This window comes from Polymorphospora sp. NPDC050346, from assembly GCF_040655695.1.
In the GTDB taxonomy this organism is placed as follows: domain Bacteria; phylum Actinomycetota; class Actinomycetes; order Mycobacteriales; family Micromonosporaceae; genus Polymorphospora; species Polymorphospora lycopeni.
In genome coordinates, this window is the sequence record NZ_JBFAKM010000038.1 from 18,038 (window position 1) to 34,236 (window position 16,199).

Below are 16,199 nucleotides of genomic sequence, written 5' to 3' on the forward strand. Positions count from 1 at the left end.
CGGCAACTCGTTATTCGCGCATCAATGGGGTGGCCCGCCGGCGATGGCCTCCGGCCGGTCCATCAAGGTGGCATGGATGTAATGCCGCATACCGTTCGGTTGTTCACGAACGATGTCGCCGAAATTACCAGTGCGTTTCTGAACCGTCCCGGTCGACGATCGCTGCTTCGGGATCCTGGAGGGCGACGATCCCGTCCCGGTCCTTGGCGGCGATCCTTTCGCTCAATAGTTTGAGCAGCGCCTCCGGGTTGGCGGCGCCTTTTGCGAGGGTGTCGGCCGGGGTCGTGATGGCAGTCGAGCCGCTCGTGGCCGGCGACATCTGCGCGTGATGATGCCGACCGCGAACGTGCGGGTGACTTGGTTCATGACATCTTCCCTGAACTGGAGATGGCAGTCAGGTGAATGCGGCACGTTTATCCAGTGCCGCCCTGTTTGCCATCCCGATCTCGTTACGGGATTCATATAACAGCGCGTAACCGGCTCGTGTCAAGGTCCGGAGAGCTATGACGAGTGTCAATGTCTTCCTTTATTTGGTAGAGAGTCGAAGCCTAATGCCCGCATGGCGACTCCCACCTGCGGGAACGCGGTTCCGGAAAGTTCTGCCCCAGCGTGGGGTCCGCGCCCCGGCGCCATGTGGCTCGGGTTCCTACAGTTGCGGATCTTCACGGCTCGAATGGCTTCTGGGCGCTTTTCCTGTATGCGCAGTGTCGACAATCCGCCTAAATCGCAGGCAGTTGCACGGTCTGTGCGAGCGGATCACGCAAGTCGGCGATGGTCGCGTGGGTGGGCAGGGGAAGGCTCGGTCACCCGGGCCTGCCGGCTGTTGAAGGCCTGCCCGTCCGGGCTCGTCAGCTCGGCATCCGCCGTGATGTCGAGGACGGTCGCGGCTTCTGCGTGCAGAGCCGCGCGAAACGCGTGGGCGAACATGCATGCGGTGACGGTGTGATGCCAGGCGGTCCATGTGCGGACCTGATGCTGGTCGATGCCGATGAGGCCCTTGCCTCGCCCGTCACCCTCCTTGATCCTCTGTGGGGTCTCCGCGATGCGCCGCAGGACAGGCGCGGACGCGCGGTGGCGGGCGTGGGCGAGGAAATACGTGACTTCGCCCGGATCGCCGACCGAGCGCCGTACCAGCAGGGTGTGCGTGAACCCGTCGGCGGGGATCTCATCGCCGACCCGCAGGTTTCCGTCGAATCTGATCAACGCCCAGTCGTAGGAGCGATCGTCTTCACCGCCCCGCACGCGGGTTCGGGGCTGCCAGGCGCTGTCGGCGATCCGGGTGAGCAACTGGTCGACACGGGTCACCGGGACGTTTCCGGGTGCGACGCTGATCTGCGTCAGCGGCAGGGCTGCCGACACGGCTACCACGTACGGCAATGACCGCTGCGCACACCAGTTGCGGACCCGCGGATGCTGCCCGTACCCGTCGGCCATGGTGACCCACCCGAACGGGACGGCCGCGTCGGCCGCCTCGGTCAACAGCTCGACGGCCTGGTCGTGTTTCGTGGCGAACCCGACACCCACCGGAATGCCGGCCTCGCGGCAGCGCCCCGGATCGTCGGTCCACTGTGTCGGCAGATGAAGGCGACGACCGATGTACGCGTGCCCGGCCCGGCCGGCGTACGACAGCATGACCGCGACCTGGCAGTTCTCGATCCGATTGGTGGCGGCGCAGTACTGCGGGGCCACCCCCACCGACTTGTCACCCTTCTTCGGCAGCTGGGTCTCGTCGATGATCAGAACCCCGTTCGGATCACCGAGACGCTCCACCACATAGGCGCGGACCTCGGCCTCAAGAGCGTCGGCGCTCCACGCGCCCCGCGACAGCAACGCCTGCATCCGGCCCGGCTGGGTGTGCCCGGCCCGCTGGGCCAGGGTCCAGCAGTTCTTCCTGTCCAGGTCCGACAGCAGTCCCTCGATCAGATCATGGAACACCTCTCGAGGCTCCGGCCGGGCGAACAAGTGCCCCACCTTGCCCGTCAGCTCCCGTAGCCGCAGCTCCCAGCCCGACATCAGACCAGCCATCCCGCGAAAGTGCCACCCCGGCGGCGCCCAGACGTGACGCCAGCGCGCCGTAGTGCGTGATCAGTTTATCTGTATCGATGGCGTAGGCGTTGAGGTGGACGAGGTTTTCCAGGGACATGCCGGCCGCGGTGGACACGGCCTGCCTCGGGGCGCCTACACCGTCGCGGTGGGCGGCGTAACGGTGTCCTCGCGGGTGGGCAGGGTGCGCGAGGTGCCGTAGGTGGTGCCGGCCCGGTCGCGTTCCAGCCAGCCGGCGTCGACCAGCATCCGCCGGGCGCCGGCCACGTCGTCGGTGACCGCGGACAGCCGCCGGTTGATCTCCTCCTCGGCGCACGGGCCGTCGAGGTCGAGGAAGCGGGTGAGCATCTCGGACAGCAGCTCCCACCGCTCCGACAGGGGCGGTGGGAAGGTGGTCAGCCGGCCGTGCGAGAAAAGGTTGCGCACCTCCGGATACACCACGAGCAGGCGGCTGATGGGCTGCTGACGGTCCAGGTCCGCGGCGGCCTCGCGCAGGGCGTCGAGCCGGGCCCGGTAGGCGCCGGTCCCGGTGCCGGTCACCACGCCGATCGCCTTGAGCCGGGCGAGCGCGTGCCCGGCCTTCGGCACCGGGACGTCGAGGGCGTGCGCCAGTTCGGCGACGGTCGTGCCGTCCTTGCCCCGGCGGACGAGTTCGGCCAGCGCCCGCAGACGCCCGGGGTCGGACAGCTGGGCGAGGACCTCCGCGGCGTGCGCGGCTTCGGCGGACATCCGGTCATTCTGCCCGGCCTCACCACGGCCGGCGACCACGTTTCATACCGGGCGGGGCAGCGCGACCGCCCTCCACGGTGAGCCCCAGGGCGGGGTCACCGCGGCCCGTACGGGTCGGAAGGTCCTTCGAGCGCGAAGACCGCCAATGGTCTGACCTGCCGATACGACGGTCAGGGCGCTTGCTTGTTTCGTCCCCTGTGGTTGGTCGGGCGTTCGGCGGGTGCGACGAGCATCCTCCTGCTGCCGTCTGTCGGTGGAAGCGTCAGGGTGAACACCGCGCCGGCACCGGGCGTGCTGCTCACCCTGAGATCGCCGGCGTGGGCCTGCGCCAGCTTCCGGGCGATGGCCAGTCCGAGTCCGCTGCCGCCGGTGGTACGGCTGCGGGAGGCGTCGGCTCGCCAGAATCGGTCGAAGACGCGTGGCAGATCCTTCGGCGCGATTCCCGTTCCGGTGTCCGCCACCTCGGCGCCGTGTGGGACGGGCCGCAGGGTGACGACACCGCCCGGGGGAGTGTGCCGGATGGCGTTGGAGACGAGATTCCCGATGATCTGTCGCAGCCGGTCCGGATCGGCCGCGACGTACGCCGGTGGCCCGTCCGGAAGGGACAGCGTGACCCCGGCGTGCGCGGCCGTTCCGCGATGGGAATCGGCGACCTGTCTCAGCACCTCGTGCATGTCGCAGGCGACCATGTGCAGCCGCAGGTCGCCGGCGTCCGCGGCGGCCAGGTCGCGCAGGTCGTCGATGACCCGCTGAAGCAGCACCGCCTCCTCGAGGAGCAGGTCGACCAGGGTCCGATCGATCAGGGCCAGCCCGTCCTGGGCCGCCTCCAGCCAGCTGCGGATGTTGGTCAGCGGCGTGCGCAGTTCGTGCGCGACGTCGCCGACCATCTCGCGTCGGCGCCGCTTCACCGCGATCCGGCGGGCGTCGAGGTCGTTCAGGGCGGCGGCGAGGTGGCCGATCTCGTCCCGGCGGTCGACCGCGACGACCGGGAACCCGCCGGTGTGGGCCGCGGCCTCGGTGAGCCGGGTCAGTGGCCGGACCAGCCGTCGCCCGGCCACGATCGTGATCAGCACGGCGGCGGCCAGCACGGCCGCGGTCACGGCGACGATCCGGGCCGCGTTGGCGGGGGAGAGGTCGAACGCGGGCGGTGGGGCGGCCGAGGCCGGATCGGTCACGAACAGGAGCGCGGCCGGTGCCACGTACGGGCGCAGCTGCGCCTGCCGGGTCTGGAACGCGCATTCGCGTAGCCGCTGCCCGGCCGGCGGGGCGGCGGCGGTGAGGCCGAAGTCGTCCGGGCTGAACCAGATGCGGATTCTCGATCTGGACGCACCACACCGCCGACGCGACGAACTGTTCACGCGGGATGCCGCCCGGTGGTCGGCGTTGTGGAGCGAATGGACGGCCTGGAACCTGTCACCCAGTTCGCTGTTCGTCTATGCCTGGAATCCGCGCCTCCGGGACGCGGTCGACCCGTTCTCGGCGACCGGGGCACGCACCGTGGAGATCGCCAGGTCGGCGGCTTCGGACGACTTCGTGGGCGGGGGTTGAATCGGCCCGTCGCGACCGCGCCCGGCCCGGTCCGGGGCATCCGGCCGGAGACCTTCTCCCTCGAGGTAGGCGAACAGCGCCGACGCCGCCCGGAGACGGCGCCAGCTCAGCTCGTCCAGGTTCCGCAGGCGGGCCTCCAGGGCCGTCCGGGTACGGGTCGAGTCGCCCTGGTCCATGGCGTCCATGACGGCCTTCGCGGCCGGCAGCGGATAGCCGGAACCGCGTAGCATCGCGATGACCCGGGCCCGGACGAGTTGCTCCCGGTCGTAGAGGCGGTATCCGGTCGACGGTTCACGCGCCGGTGCGAGAAGGCCGAGTTCCTCCCACACCCGCAGCGCCGACGGCCGTACGCCGGCGATCGCGGCGGTGTCCCCGATGCGTAGCGGTCTGGACGTCCGCAGCACCGCCGGTGGCTCCTGGTCGAACGTCCTGAGCAGTGCCTCCGCCGCGGCGCGTTCGTGATCGAGTTCGGCGTGCCCGCGGTCGACGGCGGCCAGCGCGCCGGCGGTGTCACCACTGTGTACGGCGCTCAGCACGGCGATTGTGGTGTGCCAGCCGTATCCGTCGAGCAGGATCCGCGCGACCGTCAGCGCCCGCGCGTGCCGGCCGGTGAAGACGCGGTAACCGTTGGCGGCGCGTTCGGCCGGCGGGAGGAGTCCGACGTCGACGTAATTGCGGATCTGCTGCACGGACAACCCCGCCGAGCGGGCCAGGTCGACGCCGCGCATTCTGGATTCGCCAATTGAGGGTTTCATTCGCTCGAACCGGTGACCGGACCGCTGTTTAAGTGGATTGTCATTGTGGTCATTCGGTAAAAGTATCAAACGGTACTTGAATGATATCGTCGATGTTCCTGGTCGTTGTCGAACAGGAGGTCCGACGGGTGTCGTCGGTTGTTGTCGAGGATCTGTCCATGACCTACCGGGTGCCGGTCCGGCAGGCCGGATTGATGTCCGCCCTGCGGTCGGTGGTCCGGCGGCGTTACCGGGATGTCCACGCGGTGCGTGACGCGTCGTTCCGGATCTCCAGTGGCGAGGTCGTCGGATTCGTCGGCCCCAACGGGGCGGGGAAGACGACCACCATGAAGATCATGTCGGGACTGCTGCATCCGACGGCGGGTGAGGTGCGGGTGCTCGGCTTCACGCCGTGGCAACGCAGGACCCCGTTCCTGAAGCAGATCGCGCTTGTCCGCGGTAGCCAGCCCACCGGCGGCTCCCAGGAGTTGACGCTCCTCGACGCCCTGCAATACCAGCGCGTGCTCTACGAGGTTCCGGCCGCCGACTTCCGCCGAAACCTCGACGAGCTCTGCGAACTGCTCGCACTCGGCCCGTTGCTCGAACGGCAGCTGCGTGCGCTGAGCCTGGGCGAGAAGATGCGGGCCGGACTCGCACTGTCCCTCTCGTACCGGCCGAAGGTGCTGTTCCTCGACGAACCGACGCTGGGCCTGGACGTGTCGGCGGCGACCACGATCCGTCGGTTCCTCGCCTCCTACGCGACACAGACCGGGGCGACGATCCTGCTCACCAGCCACTACATGGCCGACGTCGAAGCCACCTGCCGTCGCCTGATGCTGATCGACCACGGCAGCGTGCGGTACGACGGTCCGCTCGGGCAGCTGTCGGCCCGGCTGTCCCCGTACAAGCTGGTCCGGATCAGCGCGGCGGACGCGACCACGGAGGTCCTCGCCGAGATCGCCGAGGTCGTGTCGACCTCCGGCATGAGCTGGACGCTGCGGGTGGCCCGCGCCGACGTGGCGAGGGTGACGTCGGTCCTGCTCGCCACGTTCGAGATGGCGGACCTGGCGGTCGAGGAGCCCACGCTGGAGGACGTGGTCGATCGCGCCTACCGGGACGGCGTATGACCCGCCGGCTGCGGCGCCTGGTCCTCCTGCGGATCCGCAACCAGTTCCTCGACTGGTCCGGCGCCTGGTGGTTCACCGTGACCCTGGTGGCCAGCGAGGCGGTCGGCCCCCTGCTCGGGCTGGTCGTGTGGTCCGCGGTGCTTCCGGGCGACCCGGCGGTCGCCGGCTACTTCGTCGCGCTGGTCGCCGTGCAGCTGCTGACCGCCTCGTACGAGAACCACACGTTCTCCGAGGCGATCTACGAGGGCAAGATCAGCCACGACCTGCTCCGGCCGCAACCCGTCATCGTCGCGCCCATCGGCGAGAACGTGGCGATCCGGATCTGGCTCGGCATCTTCGGGCTGCCGCTCACCCTCGTGACCGCGCTGGCGGTCGGCGTCTCGTACGACTGGACGGCGCTGGCGGCGGCGGTCCCGCTGCTCGTCGGCGCCGCGGTGCTGCGATTCCTGTGGACCTGGCTGCTCGCGCTGGCCGCGTTCTGGACCGGGCGCGTACATGCGCTGGTGACGTTGGGAGGAATGATGATCTTTCTTCTCGGTGGCGGTGCCGCCCCCGTCTGGCAGCTACCGGACGCCTGGCAACCCGTCGTCGGTGCCCTGCCGTTCTACGCGATGCTGGGCCTGCCCGCCGACGTCGCGACCGGATCGGTGCACGGCTCGGCCCTCGCCGTGGCGTACCTCGTCCAGCTGGCCTGGAGCGCGGTGTTCGCCGGTGTCGCCGTCGTGGCCTGGCGTGCGGGCGTACGACGGTTCACCGCCGTCGGGGCGTGACCCGTGCGCGTGCTGGTCAAGATGGTCCGCCTGCTGGGCATCGGCTTTTCGATGTCGCTGCGCAGGACGTTGGCGTTCCGGGTGGACCTGCACTTCGACGTCATGATGTCCGGTATCTCGTTGGCGTCCACGCTCGCCGCCGTGTTGATCATATTTGGCCGCACCGACCATCTCGGCGGATGGACGCGACCGGAGACGTTCGTGCTGGTCGGCACCTTCGAGCTGCTGACCGGTGTCAAGGCGGCGTTCGTGGACCCGAATCTGTCGCTGCTCGCGAACCGTGGCATCCGGGAGGGACGGCTCGACCATCACCTGCTGGCGCCGGCGCCCGGTCTGTTCCTCGCCACGTTGGGTACGGCGGCGCCGTTGTCGTGCATCCACGTCCTGCTCGGACTCGGCGTCGTCGGAGTCGGGGTCGGCATGACCGGCCGGGCTCCGGAGCCGGTGGCGGTCGCCGTCTGGCTGCTGCTGCTCCTCCTCGGGACGGCCGCCACCTGGGCCGTCGGGACACTGATCGGCTGCATCGCGTTCTGGGCGCCCAAACTCGATCTGCAGAGCATCTACGGCACCGCGTGGCAGTTCGGCCGCTATCCACCGGACATCTACGCCCGACCGTTACGGTTCCTGCTCTCCTACGTCCTGCCGCTCATGCTCGTCGCCGCGTTCCCGGCTTCGGCGTTGCTGCGGTCCCCGGACTGGACCACGGTGGCGGCGGCGGCCGCCACCGCCACGACAGCGGTCCTGGCCGCGTCGGCGGCGTGGCGGGCCGGGTTGCGGCGGTACGTCGGGGCGACCAGTTGACCCCGGCCGGGTCTCCGGTCCCGCGCTACCCGGTCCGGCGCCAGTAGATCGAGTACGGGTCGATGAACCGGATGGGGTCGGTGATCCGGTGCCGGTCCCGGAACTCGTGCACGGCGGCGGCGCAGGCGGGTATGCCGTAGTCGTCGACGATCACGAAGCCTCCCGGCGACAACCTCGGGTACAGGTGCACAAGAGCGTCGGTCGTCGAGCGGTGCAGGTCGCCGTCGAGCCGGATGACGGCCAGGCGCCGCGAACTGTCAGGCTGCTCCAGACACCACCCAGGCGGCGACCGGGACGTTCAACGGGCTTTCAGTGCCGCGATGCCGGTCCTGAGGGCGAAGAGAACGAGCTGCACGCGGTCGCGTGAGCCGGTCTTGGCGATGAGGTTCCCGATGTGGGTTTTGACCGTGGGCATGGACAGCCACAGCTCGGTGCAGATCTCCTGATTCGTACGACCTTCGGCGATCAGGGAGAGGATCTCGCGCTCGCGCGGGGTGAGTTCCGCGACGGCTTGCGTATCGCTGCCACGGAGCGGGGTCCGGCTTTCGGTGGGACGGCGCCGGAACGTGGCGAAGAGCCTGCGGGTGGGGCCGGGCGAGATGACGGCATCACCGCTGTGCACGGTGCGGATCGCGGCGATGAGCTGATCGGGTGGGATGTTCTTCACCAGGAACCCGGCGGCGCCGGCCTCGACCGCGGTGAGTACGTACTCGTCGCTCTCGAAGGTCGTGAGAATGATGATCCTGCTGGCGGTGCCCGCGGCGATGAGCCGCCGGGTCGCGGCGAGACCGTCGAGCGTGGGCATCTGGATGTCCAGGAGGAGGATGTCGGGCTGTGCGCCATCGTGCTGCCGGATCGCGTCGGCGCCGTCGATCGCCTGCCAGATGACGCTGATGTCGGGCTGGGCGTCCAGGACCATCGTGAGGCCGGCGGTGAAGAGCGGTTCGTCGTCCGCGAGCGCGACGGTGATCATGCGCGGCTCCGCGGCAGCGTCGCCCGCACGCGCCATCCGCCGGTCGCCGGATCGGGGCCGGCCTCCACGGCCCCGCCAAGGGCACGCGCGCGCTCTCGCATCCCGATGATCCCGCGCCCGCCCGCTGCGGTGCCGGGGAGTGGGACAGCGGGTGCGCGAGGGTTCAGCACAGCGACCTCCACGTGCCGATCCTGGACGGTGACGCGCACCGTGATCGGGACGCCGTCGGCGTGCTTGAGCGCATTCGTCAGACTCTCCTGGACGATCCGGTACGCGGCCAGGCCGACATGGCCGGGTACGGCGTCGACGTCACCGTCGAACTGAAGCCTGATGGCCGCCTTGGTGTATCGCAGGGAGGCGATGAGTTCGGGCATGTCACCGAGCGACGGAGTCGGGAGCACGGACGTTTGCGCGGCGTCGGTGGTGAGGACGTCGATGAGGTCGCGCACGTCGTCCACGGCGCGTCGGCTCAGCCACCCGATGTCGGCCAGCGCCTGATCGGCGCGGTCGGCGTCGGAACGCAGGACATAGCGCACCCCTTCGGCCTGCGCCGCGATCGCGTTGAGGGAGTGACCGAGGATGTCGTGCATCTCGCGGGCGATGCGGGTGCGCTCCTCGACGGCGGCGAGGCGCCGATCGGCGTCCTGCTGTGCTTCGAGCATGTTCGCGCGCTCGACGGCGAGCGTGTAGCGCGTGCGTCGCTGACGACGTATCACTCCGGTGAGGGCTGCCAGGGTCAGCAGCGTGAGGACGACACCCGTGACGATGAGCCGTCCGCGTACGTCGACAGCGGGGATCGGTGACGTCATGATCGCCGCGACAGTTCCACCGTAGATGGCGGCGAGAAAGACCCAGCGCCAGGGCGGGGTGAGCTGGGTCTGCGTCGTATAGGCGGCGATCAGGCAGATCAGGGCGACGCACAAGCCCGGCTCGATGGCGGCGACCAGGTGCCCGAGCAGCAGGATCGCGATGACCGTGAGCCCGGGGCGCGGGAAGAGCCGCCGGAAGACGAGGGCGGCGGCGCATCCCACCACGATGAGGGTGTAGACCGTTTGCGACCACGTTATGAAGGAAAGGGTGGGTCGGCTGATCGCGCCGACCACGACGACGAGCACGGCGACGGCCGTATCGAGAAGCCAGGGCCGGGTACGGAACACGGTCTGGAGCCGTTCGGCGGCAGGGGCGAGCGCGAAGGGTTCCATCCCTTCTCATGCTATTTCGCCGGAGTGTCGAAGAAATCATGCCGTGGTATGAACGGCCGCTCCATGCCACGGCACGATCTGCGCCGCCGTCGCAGCGGGAATCGTGGAAAGCATGAACACGATCGAGGCGAGGTGCCGATGAGCGCGGTCATCACCACCCACGGACTGACCAAGACCTTCAAGAGTCACACCGCCGTGGACTCCCTCAACCTGCATGTCCCCCAGGGGGTCGTGTACGGGTTCCTCGGCCCGAACGGCTCGGGCAAGTCGACCACCATGAAGATGCTGCTCGGCCTCACCCAGCCCACCAGCGGCGACATCAAGGTGCTCGGACAGCCCCTCACCCGGGCCTCCCGAACCGAACTGCTGCCGTCGATCGGGTCGATGATCGAGGCTCCACCCGGCTACGGGCACCTGACCGGGCGGGAGAACATGCGCATCGTGCAGGACATGCTCGACCTGTCCGCCGCGCAGGTCGACCGGGCGCTCGCGACCGTGCGGCTCACCGAGCACCAGAACAAGCTCGTGCGCAACTACTCGCTCGGCATGAAGCAGCGCCTCGGCATCGCGATGGCGCTGGCCCGCGATCCCGCCCTGCTGGTGCTGGACGAGCCGACAAACGGGCTCGACCCGGCCGGCATCGAGGAGATCCGCACCTTGCTGGTCCAGCTTGCCGAACGCGGAATCACGGTCATGGTCTCCAGCCACATGCTCGATGAGATCGACAAGATGGCCAGTGTCCTGGGCATCCTCGCGAACGGGAGGATGATTTTCCAGGGCACCCGCGATGAGCTGTTCGCGCATTCCATCCCTGATCTGATCATCGAGACCCCTGACCCGCAGAAGGCGCTCGTCCAGGGCATCACCGCGACCCCGATCCGCCAGGGCATCAGGATCAGCGGCATCGACAAGGATCAGACCGCGCAGGTCGTCCACCGGCTCGCCGTCGCCGGCGTTCCCATCCACGAGGTGCGCCGGGTGCAGCAGAGCCTGGAGGACGTGTTCATGGACCTCACGGGGCGCGGAGGCATGTTGTGAGACGTGCCGTCACACTCGAATTCCGCAAGATGCGCCGCCTGCGCACCGGGTTGGTCACCGCGATCCTCGTGGTCGCTGTCGCGGCCCTGTCCAGTGCCTCGCTGTTCTCCGGCTGTACGCGCGACACCTTCGACGACCCGAGCGCGGCACCGTGGGCAGCGCTTCTGTTGACCTACACGTTGATGGCCGCGATGACGTCGCCCATCCTCACCGCTGTGCTCGCCAGCCGTCAGACCGACATCGAGCATTCCGGTGTCGGCTGGACCCTCGCGTCGACCGCCGGCTATACGCCCGGCACGCTCTGTCGGGCCAAGCTCGCCGCGCTGAGCCTCGTGCTGCTTCCTGGCGTCATCGGGCAGACGCTGCTTGTCATCGGCGCGGGCATGCTCGCCGGCATCCGGGTGCCGCTCGATCCGGGGCCGTGGATCGGCTACACGGCGCTGCTGTTCCTCCTGGACATCGCGTTCCTGGCGCTGCACATCTGGCTGGCCTCGATCGTGGAGAACCAACTCGTCAGCGTCGGCGTCGGCATGCTCGGCGCGTTCCTGGCAGTGTTCACCCTCCTCATGCCCGGTGTCATTTCCCGCATCATCCCGTGGGGCTACTACGCCATGATCTCCCACGCCGGACAGCAGGGCGGCAACGTCGACTACATCACTCCGCCATACGCCTGGATCGCGGGCTTCCTCATCCTCGTCGGCGTGGTCTTCGCCGTGGTCACCCGTCGTCTCGACCGGATCGAGAGGTAACCCCCCGTGTTCCGTGCAGAACTCGTCAAGCTCAAGCGCTCGACCACCTGGCTCATCGCACTCATCCTGCCCCTGCTGGCCGTGACCACCGGCACCATCAACCTCGCCAGCAACCCCGACACGCTCGACGCGGGCTGGGCGTCCTTCACCTCTCAGGTCACCCTGTTCTACGGGCTGTTGTTCTTCTCCATCGGCATCGGCCTGCTCGCCGCGACCGCCTGGCGCATGGAGCACCGCGGCACCAACTGGAACCTCCTGCTCACCACCACCAGACGCCCGGTGAGGCTGGTGCTGGCAAAGATCGCCGTCATCGCCGTACCCGTCGCCTTCATGCAACTCGTGCTCGTCGTAGGCACCCTCGTCTCTGGCGCGCTCGTGCTCCGCCTGGACGGGGCGATCCCGTGGCAGTTCGCTCTCGTCGGCGCCATCTCGGTCGTCGCCGCGCTTCCGCTCATCGCGATCCAGTCGCTGCTGTCGATGCTCCTGAAATCCTTCGCCGCGCCCGTCGCGATCTGCCTTCTCGGCTGCGTCGTCGGCGTCGCCACCGTCACTTCGGTCGCCCTCCGGCCGCTGAGCTACGTTCTGCCCCAGGCCATCAACACCCGTGCCCTGAACCTGGGCTCCACAGCCCTCGCGGGCTCCGGCGGCCTCACCGCCGGCGATGCGCTCCCGCTCCTTTGCACCGCACTCGTCCTTGCCGGCGTGGTCGTGGTGTCGGCCCTCGGCGCGATTCGCGTGTTCAAGCTCCGATAGGGCAGCACGACGTCCGATTGCCGCGAGCAACCGGGGTGACGACTGGGCAGGATCGTCGCCATGCATGTCACCGTTGATCTGAAAGTTCTGTACTTCGGAACCCCGGTGGTGCTCATCGGCTCGCGCAATCCCGACGGCACCGCCAACCTCGCCCCCATGTCGTCGGCCTGGTGGCTGGGCCACAGTTGCATGCTGGGCCTGGGCAACAGTGGGCAGACGACGGCGAATCTGCTGCGTGAGCGTCAGTGCGTGCTCAACCTGCCGTCGGCGTCGATGGTCGACGCCGTGGACCGGCTCGCGCTGACCACCGCGGCACCGGTCGTGCCCGCCCACAAGGCGGCGATCGGATACCGGTACGAGCCCGACAAGTTCGCTGCCGCCGGGCTGACCGAACAGGCCGCGGAGTTGGTCGCGGCACCGCGGGTGGCGCAGTGCCCGATCCAACTGGAGTGCGAGGTGGACGCCGCTCACCAGTTCGGGGGACCGGAACCACACGCCACCGCGTTCCAGGTGCGGGTGGTCCGGGCACATGTCGCGCCGGACCTGCTCGTGCCCGGGACACACTACGTCGACCCGGTGCGGTGGGATCCACTGATCATGAAGTTCTGCGAGTTCTTCGGCGGCGGGGACAACGTGTATCCGTCCCGGCTGGCCGAAGGCTGGCAAATGCCTCACCAGCTACGACCGACCATGGCGTAGCCGCCTGCGATAGGTTGCCCGTCATGACCGAACTCGGACCGGTCGCCTGGCCACCCGCCCCGATCAGGACCGAGCGGCTCGTGCTCCGCGAGTCCGAGGCCCGGGACCGTCCGGCGGTCATTGAACTGTTCGCCTCGCCGCAGGTGGGCACCTACATCGGTGGCGCCCGACCGCGTGCCGAACTCGAGCGGGCGGTGCCCGAGGTGCCCAGGCGACGCCCCGGCCAGTTCGTGGTCGATCTCGACGGAGCGATGATCGGCATGATCACGTTCGATCGGCGCGCCGCGGAGCGCCCGGGCCACGTCGTTCCGGGGGCCGGGAAGGCCGGGCTCGGCTACCTGTTCCTGCCGGGGGTGTGGGGTCGCGGATACGCCGCCGAGGCGTGCGCGGCGGCACTCGACTGGTTCGCCGGCGCGCTGCCCGACGAGCCGGTGGTGCTCTGCACCCAGAGCGCCAACGACCGCTCGATGCGCCTCGCGGCGAAGCTGGGGTTCGCCGAGGTGGAACGGTTCGAGGAGTACGGCGCCGAGCAGTGGCTCGGCACGTGGTCCTCGGTCACCCCGCTGTAACCGACTTCGACACAGGCTGGTCCGCCTCCGCCGCGGCATCCGTCAGAGCCTCGATCAGGGCACGCGGTACGGGCTGCGCCAGTGCGACCTCCCGTACCGCGACGCAGATCGCCCTGACCGGCTCCGGGTGGCGTACCGGGCGAACGGCGACGCCCGGATGGCGGGTGCCCAGTCCGAGCCGGGGAATGAGGCTGACGCCGAGGCCGGCGGCGACGAACCCCTGCGCCGTGGCGTAGTCCTCCGACTGTGCCACGAAGTCCGGGGTGAAGCCGGCCGCGGCGCAGCCGTCCATGATCGGTTCCAGGCAGGGGCCGGACGGTTCGCTGCCGACCCACGGCTCGCCAGCGAGGTCGACCAGGTCGATCACCCGTCGGGCGGCGAGCCGGTGTCCGCTGGGCACCACGGCCCGGTACGTGTCGTCGCGCAGGTGCACCACGCGGATGCCCGGGGGAGGGGCGTCACCGGTGCGGTGGACCACGATGGCCAGGTCGGCGTCCCCGCGTTCCACGTCCGGCAGCGGATCGCCCGAACCGATCAGTCTCGGGTCGATCGTCACCCCCGGGTGCTCGCGCCGGAGGTGGGCGAGAGCGGGTGCCAGCAGGGTCGGCCCGACCGAGGCGAAGTAGTGGATCGTCAGCCGGCCGGTACGCCCCGCCCGTAGGTCGGCCAACGCGGTTTCCGCCTCGGCCACGTACCGGCCGATGACGGCCGCGTGCCCGGTGAGCAGCCGACCCGCGGCCGTCGGCCGTACGCCCCGGCCGACCCGCTCGAGCAGCGCGATCCCCGCCTCCCTCTCCAGCGCCGCCACCTGCTGACTGACGGCGGAGGGTGTGTAGCCGAGGTGGGCCGCCGCGGCGGTGACCGACCCACTGGTGACCACCGCCCGCAACACCTGCATTCGTCGTACGTCAAGCATGTAGCAGAGCTTAATCGTCGTGCAGAATCTTTTGCTTTTTCTTTCGGGTCGGATCCGGCACGGTGGGCACCGTGAGCAGGCTACGTACGTGGACCCAGGTGGGCGGGCTCGCCCTGCTGTGGGGATCGACCTTCCTCTGGATCGACCGGGCCCTCGAGGCGATGACCCCGGTCCAGGTCACCCTCAGCCGGTGTGCCCTCGGATCGGCCGCGCTGCTGGTCGCGTGTTTCGCCTCCGGGCGGCGGCTGCCCCCGTGGGGGGCGACCTGGGGACACATCGTCGTGGCCGCCTTCTTCTGCAACGCCCTGCCGTTCGCCCTATTCAGCCTCGGCCAGCAGACCGTCGACTCCGGGGTGGCCGGCGTCCTCAACGCGACCACCCCGCTGTGGGCGGCGCTCATCGGCGTCGTCGCCGGCACCGAACGCGGCCTGCGGCCGGTACGCCTTCTCGGACTCCTGCTCGGCTTCGCCGGGGTCGTGCTGATCTTCGCTCCGTGGCGGTCGACCGGACCGGTGGGCGGCGGCGCTCTCGCCATCGTCGCCGCCGCGGCGAGCTATGCCGTCGGCTTCGCCTACATGGGTCGCCACCTGGTCGGCAAGGGCGTCCCCACCATCTCGCTCGCGGCGGCGCAGCTCGTCGCGGCGACCGCCCTGACCGCGCTGCTCCTGCCGGCCGGCGGCCTGGCACCGGTCGTCCGGGTCGGCACGCAGACGCTGATCGTCGTCGTGATCCTCGGTGTCGTCGCCACCGGAGCCACGTTTTACCTCACCTACCGGATCATCGCCGCCGAGGGCGCCACCAACGCCGCCGCGGTCGGCTATCTGCTGCCGGTGGTCTCGGTGGCACTGGGCGTCGTCGTGCTCGGCGAGGGCCTCAACCCGTGGATCGTCGCGGGGATGGTGGTCGTGCTCGGCGGGGTCGGTCTGATCCGCCGGCATCAGCGGCCGCCGTCGACGCCCGCACCGGCACCGGCCGCGACGAGTGGCTGACCAGTCGTCTTCGGGCGCGTCCCGGCCCGGGGTGACCCGGGCCGGGACGGCGTACGTCAGCCGGTCCGCTCGGCGGCGCTGCGCTCGACGCAGAACTCGTTGCCCTCCGGGTCGGCCAGCACCACCCAGCCGCTGCCGTCCGGCCGCCGCTGGTCGGCGACCTGCGTGGCGCCGAGGCCGATCAGGCGTTCGACCTCCTCGTCCCGGGTGCGGTCGGTCGGTTGCAGGTCGACGTGCAGCCGGTTCTTGACCTGCTTCGGCTCGGGTACCCGCAGGAAGAGCAGCACCGGACCGGTGCCGCCGCCCGTCGGGGAGAGCAGCACCTCGGGATCGCCGGGGTGGTCGTCGTCGCCGAGCCGGTAGTCGAGCACGGCGGCCCAGAACCCGGCGAGGGTGTACGGATCGGCACAGTCGAAGTCGACGTGCCGGATGAGCGAGGTCATGGTGATCCTCCACGTATGGATGGAGCGCCTCGCCGGATGGGCAGGTGTCAGCGTGGGTGGCGAGGCGCGGGCATGGACTGACTGGACATCGACCGCACCTCCCTTCGCCGATCATG

The 16,199-nt window shown here is 69.5% G+C and carries 19 protein-coding genes; 9 read left to right on the forward strand and 10 right to left on the reverse strand.

The annotated features are described in order from the left end of the window. Positions 1-124: 124 nt before the first annotated feature. From AB0I42_RS29675 to AB0I42_RS29695, 5 genes are all read right to left on the reverse strand, one after another. A complete protein-coding gene (locus AB0I42_RS29675; protein ID WP_357542379.1) occupies positions 125-319 on the reverse strand; it encodes a hypothetical protein in 195 nt (64 codons plus the stop codon). Between the two features lie 437 nt (positions 320-756). Continuing rightward, complete coding sequence (locus AB0I42_RS29680; RefSeq protein ID WP_357542381.1) at positions 757-2,025, reverse strand: IS701 family transposase; 1,269 nt, start codon at positions 2,023-2,025, stop codon at positions 757-759. 153 nt (positions 2,026-2,178) lie between these two features. After that, positions 2,179-2,772: a DUF2087 domain-containing protein gene (locus tag AB0I42_RS29685; RefSeq protein ID WP_357542383.1), complete on the reverse strand. Its 594-nt coding sequence runs from the start codon at positions 2,770-2,772 to the stop codon at positions 2,179-2,181. A gap of 170 nt (positions 2,773-2,942) precedes the next feature. Continuing rightward, positions 2,943-4,130, reverse strand: a complete 1,188-nt coding sequence (locus AB0I42_RS29690) for a HAMP domain-containing sensor histidine kinase (RefSeq protein ID WP_357542385.1) — start codon at positions 4,128-4,130, stop codon at positions 2,943-2,945. Between the two features lie 75 nt (positions 4,131-4,205). Then, positions 4,206-5,048, reverse strand: a complete 843-nt coding sequence (locus tag AB0I42_RS29695) for a MerR family transcriptional regulator (protein ID WP_357542387.1) — start codon at positions 5,046-5,048, stop codon at positions 4,206-4,208. Between the two features lie 119 nt (positions 5,049-5,167). On the opposite strand from AB0I42_RS29695, the gene AB0I42_RS29700 reads away from it, so the two are divergent. The 3 genes from AB0I42_RS29700 to AB0I42_RS29710 are packed head-to-tail and all read left to right on the forward strand — an operon-like array spanning position 5,168 to position 7,752. Beyond that, positions 5,168-6,181 carry an ATP-binding cassette domain-containing protein gene (locus AB0I42_RS29700; protein ID WP_357542388.1) on the forward strand — a complete coding sequence of 338 codons (1,014 nt, stop codon included), beginning with the start codon at positions 5,168-5,170 and terminating at the stop codon, positions 6,179-6,181. After that, a complete protein-coding gene (locus AB0I42_RS29705; protein WP_357542389.1) occupies positions 6,178-6,951 on the forward strand; it encodes an ABC-2 family transporter protein in 774 nt (257 codons plus the stop codon). Before AB0I42_RS29700 ends, AB0I42_RS29705 begins: the two co-directional genes overlap by 4 nt. A gap of 3 nt (positions 6,952-6,954) precedes the next feature. Continuing rightward, positions 6,955-7,752: an ABC-2 family transporter protein gene (locus AB0I42_RS29710; protein ID WP_357542390.1), complete on the forward strand. Its 798-nt coding sequence runs from the start codon at positions 6,955-6,957 to the stop codon at positions 7,750-7,752. A 25-nt stretch (positions 7,753-7,777) separates the two neighbouring features. Here the strand turns inward: AB0I42_RS29710 and AB0I42_RS29715 are convergent, their stop codons facing one another. Genes AB0I42_RS29715 through AB0I42_RS29725 form a run of 3 tightly spaced genes read right to left on the reverse strand, consistent with a single transcriptional unit; the run spans position 7,778 to position 9,927 of the window. Further along, complete coding sequence (locus AB0I42_RS29715) at positions 7,778-8,023, reverse strand: TylF/MycF/NovP-related O-methyltransferase (RefSeq protein ID WP_357542505.1); 246 nt, start codon at positions 8,021-8,023, stop codon at positions 7,778-7,780. 27 nt (positions 8,024-8,050) lie between these two features. Next, positions 8,051-8,725, reverse strand: coding sequence for a response regulator transcription factor (locus tag AB0I42_RS29720; protein ID WP_357542391.1), 675 nt, complete (start codon positions 8,723-8,725; stop codon positions 8,051-8,053). After that, positions 8,722-9,927, reverse strand: a complete 1,206-nt coding sequence (locus AB0I42_RS29725; protein ID WP_357542393.1) for a histidine kinase — start codon at positions 9,925-9,927, stop codon at positions 8,722-8,724. Before AB0I42_RS29725 ends, AB0I42_RS29720 begins: the two co-directional genes overlap by 4 nt. 48 nt (positions 9,928-9,975) lie before the next feature. Between AB0I42_RS29725 and AB0I42_RS29730 the strand changes: the two genes are divergently transcribed. The 5 genes from AB0I42_RS29730 to AB0I42_RS29750 are packed head-to-tail and all read left to right on the forward strand — an operon-like array spanning position 9,976 to position 13,735. Then, positions 9,976-10,965, forward strand: a complete 990-nt coding sequence (locus tag AB0I42_RS29730) for an ABC transporter ATP-binding protein (RefSeq protein ID WP_357542395.1) — start codon at positions 9,976-9,978, stop codon at positions 10,963-10,965. Then, a complete protein-coding gene (locus AB0I42_RS29735) occupies positions 10,962-11,714 on the forward strand; it encodes an ABC transporter permease (protein ID WP_357542397.1) in 753 nt (250 codons plus the stop codon). Before AB0I42_RS29730 ends, AB0I42_RS29735 begins: the two co-directional genes overlap by 4 nt. Positions 11,715-11,720: 6 nt before the next feature. Next, entirely contained in the window at positions 11,721-12,467 is a 747-nt protein-coding gene (locus AB0I42_RS29740; protein ID WP_357542399.1) for an ABC transporter permease, read from the forward strand. Positions 12,468-12,527: 60 nt separating this feature from the next. Continuing rightward, on the forward strand, positions 12,528-13,166 hold the full coding sequence (locus AB0I42_RS29745) for a flavin reductase family protein (protein WP_357542401.1): 639 nt from the start codon (positions 12,528-12,530) through the stop codon (positions 13,164-13,166). A 23-nt stretch (positions 13,167-13,189) separates the two neighbouring features. Next, positions 13,190-13,735, forward strand: a complete 546-nt coding sequence (locus AB0I42_RS29750; protein ID WP_357542403.1) for a GNAT family N-acetyltransferase — start codon at positions 13,190-13,192, stop codon at positions 13,733-13,735. On the opposite strand, the gene AB0I42_RS29755 is transcribed toward AB0I42_RS29750, so the two are convergent. After that, on the reverse strand, positions 13,722-14,651 hold the full coding sequence (locus AB0I42_RS29755) for a LysR family transcriptional regulator (protein ID WP_357542405.1): 930 nt from the start codon (positions 14,649-14,651) through the stop codon (positions 13,722-13,724). The genes AB0I42_RS29750 and AB0I42_RS29755 overlap by 14 nt on opposite strands. Positions 14,652-14,722: 71 nt before the next feature. Here AB0I42_RS29755 and AB0I42_RS29760 point away from each other — a divergent pair, with 71 nt between their 5' ends. Further along, positions 14,723-15,640 (forward strand): DMT family transporter, encoded by a 918-nt coding sequence (locus tag AB0I42_RS29760; protein WP_357542407.1) that lies wholly within the window; start codon positions 14,723-14,725, stop codon positions 15,638-15,640. 56 nt (positions 15,641-15,696) lie between these two features. Here the strand turns inward: AB0I42_RS29760 and AB0I42_RS29765 are convergent, their stop codons facing one another. Beyond that, positions 15,697-16,083 (reverse strand): VOC family protein, encoded by a 387-nt coding sequence (locus AB0I42_RS29765; RefSeq protein ID WP_357542409.1) that lies wholly within the window; start codon positions 16,081-16,083, stop codon positions 15,697-15,699. Positions 16,084-16,199 lie beyond the last annotated feature (116 nt).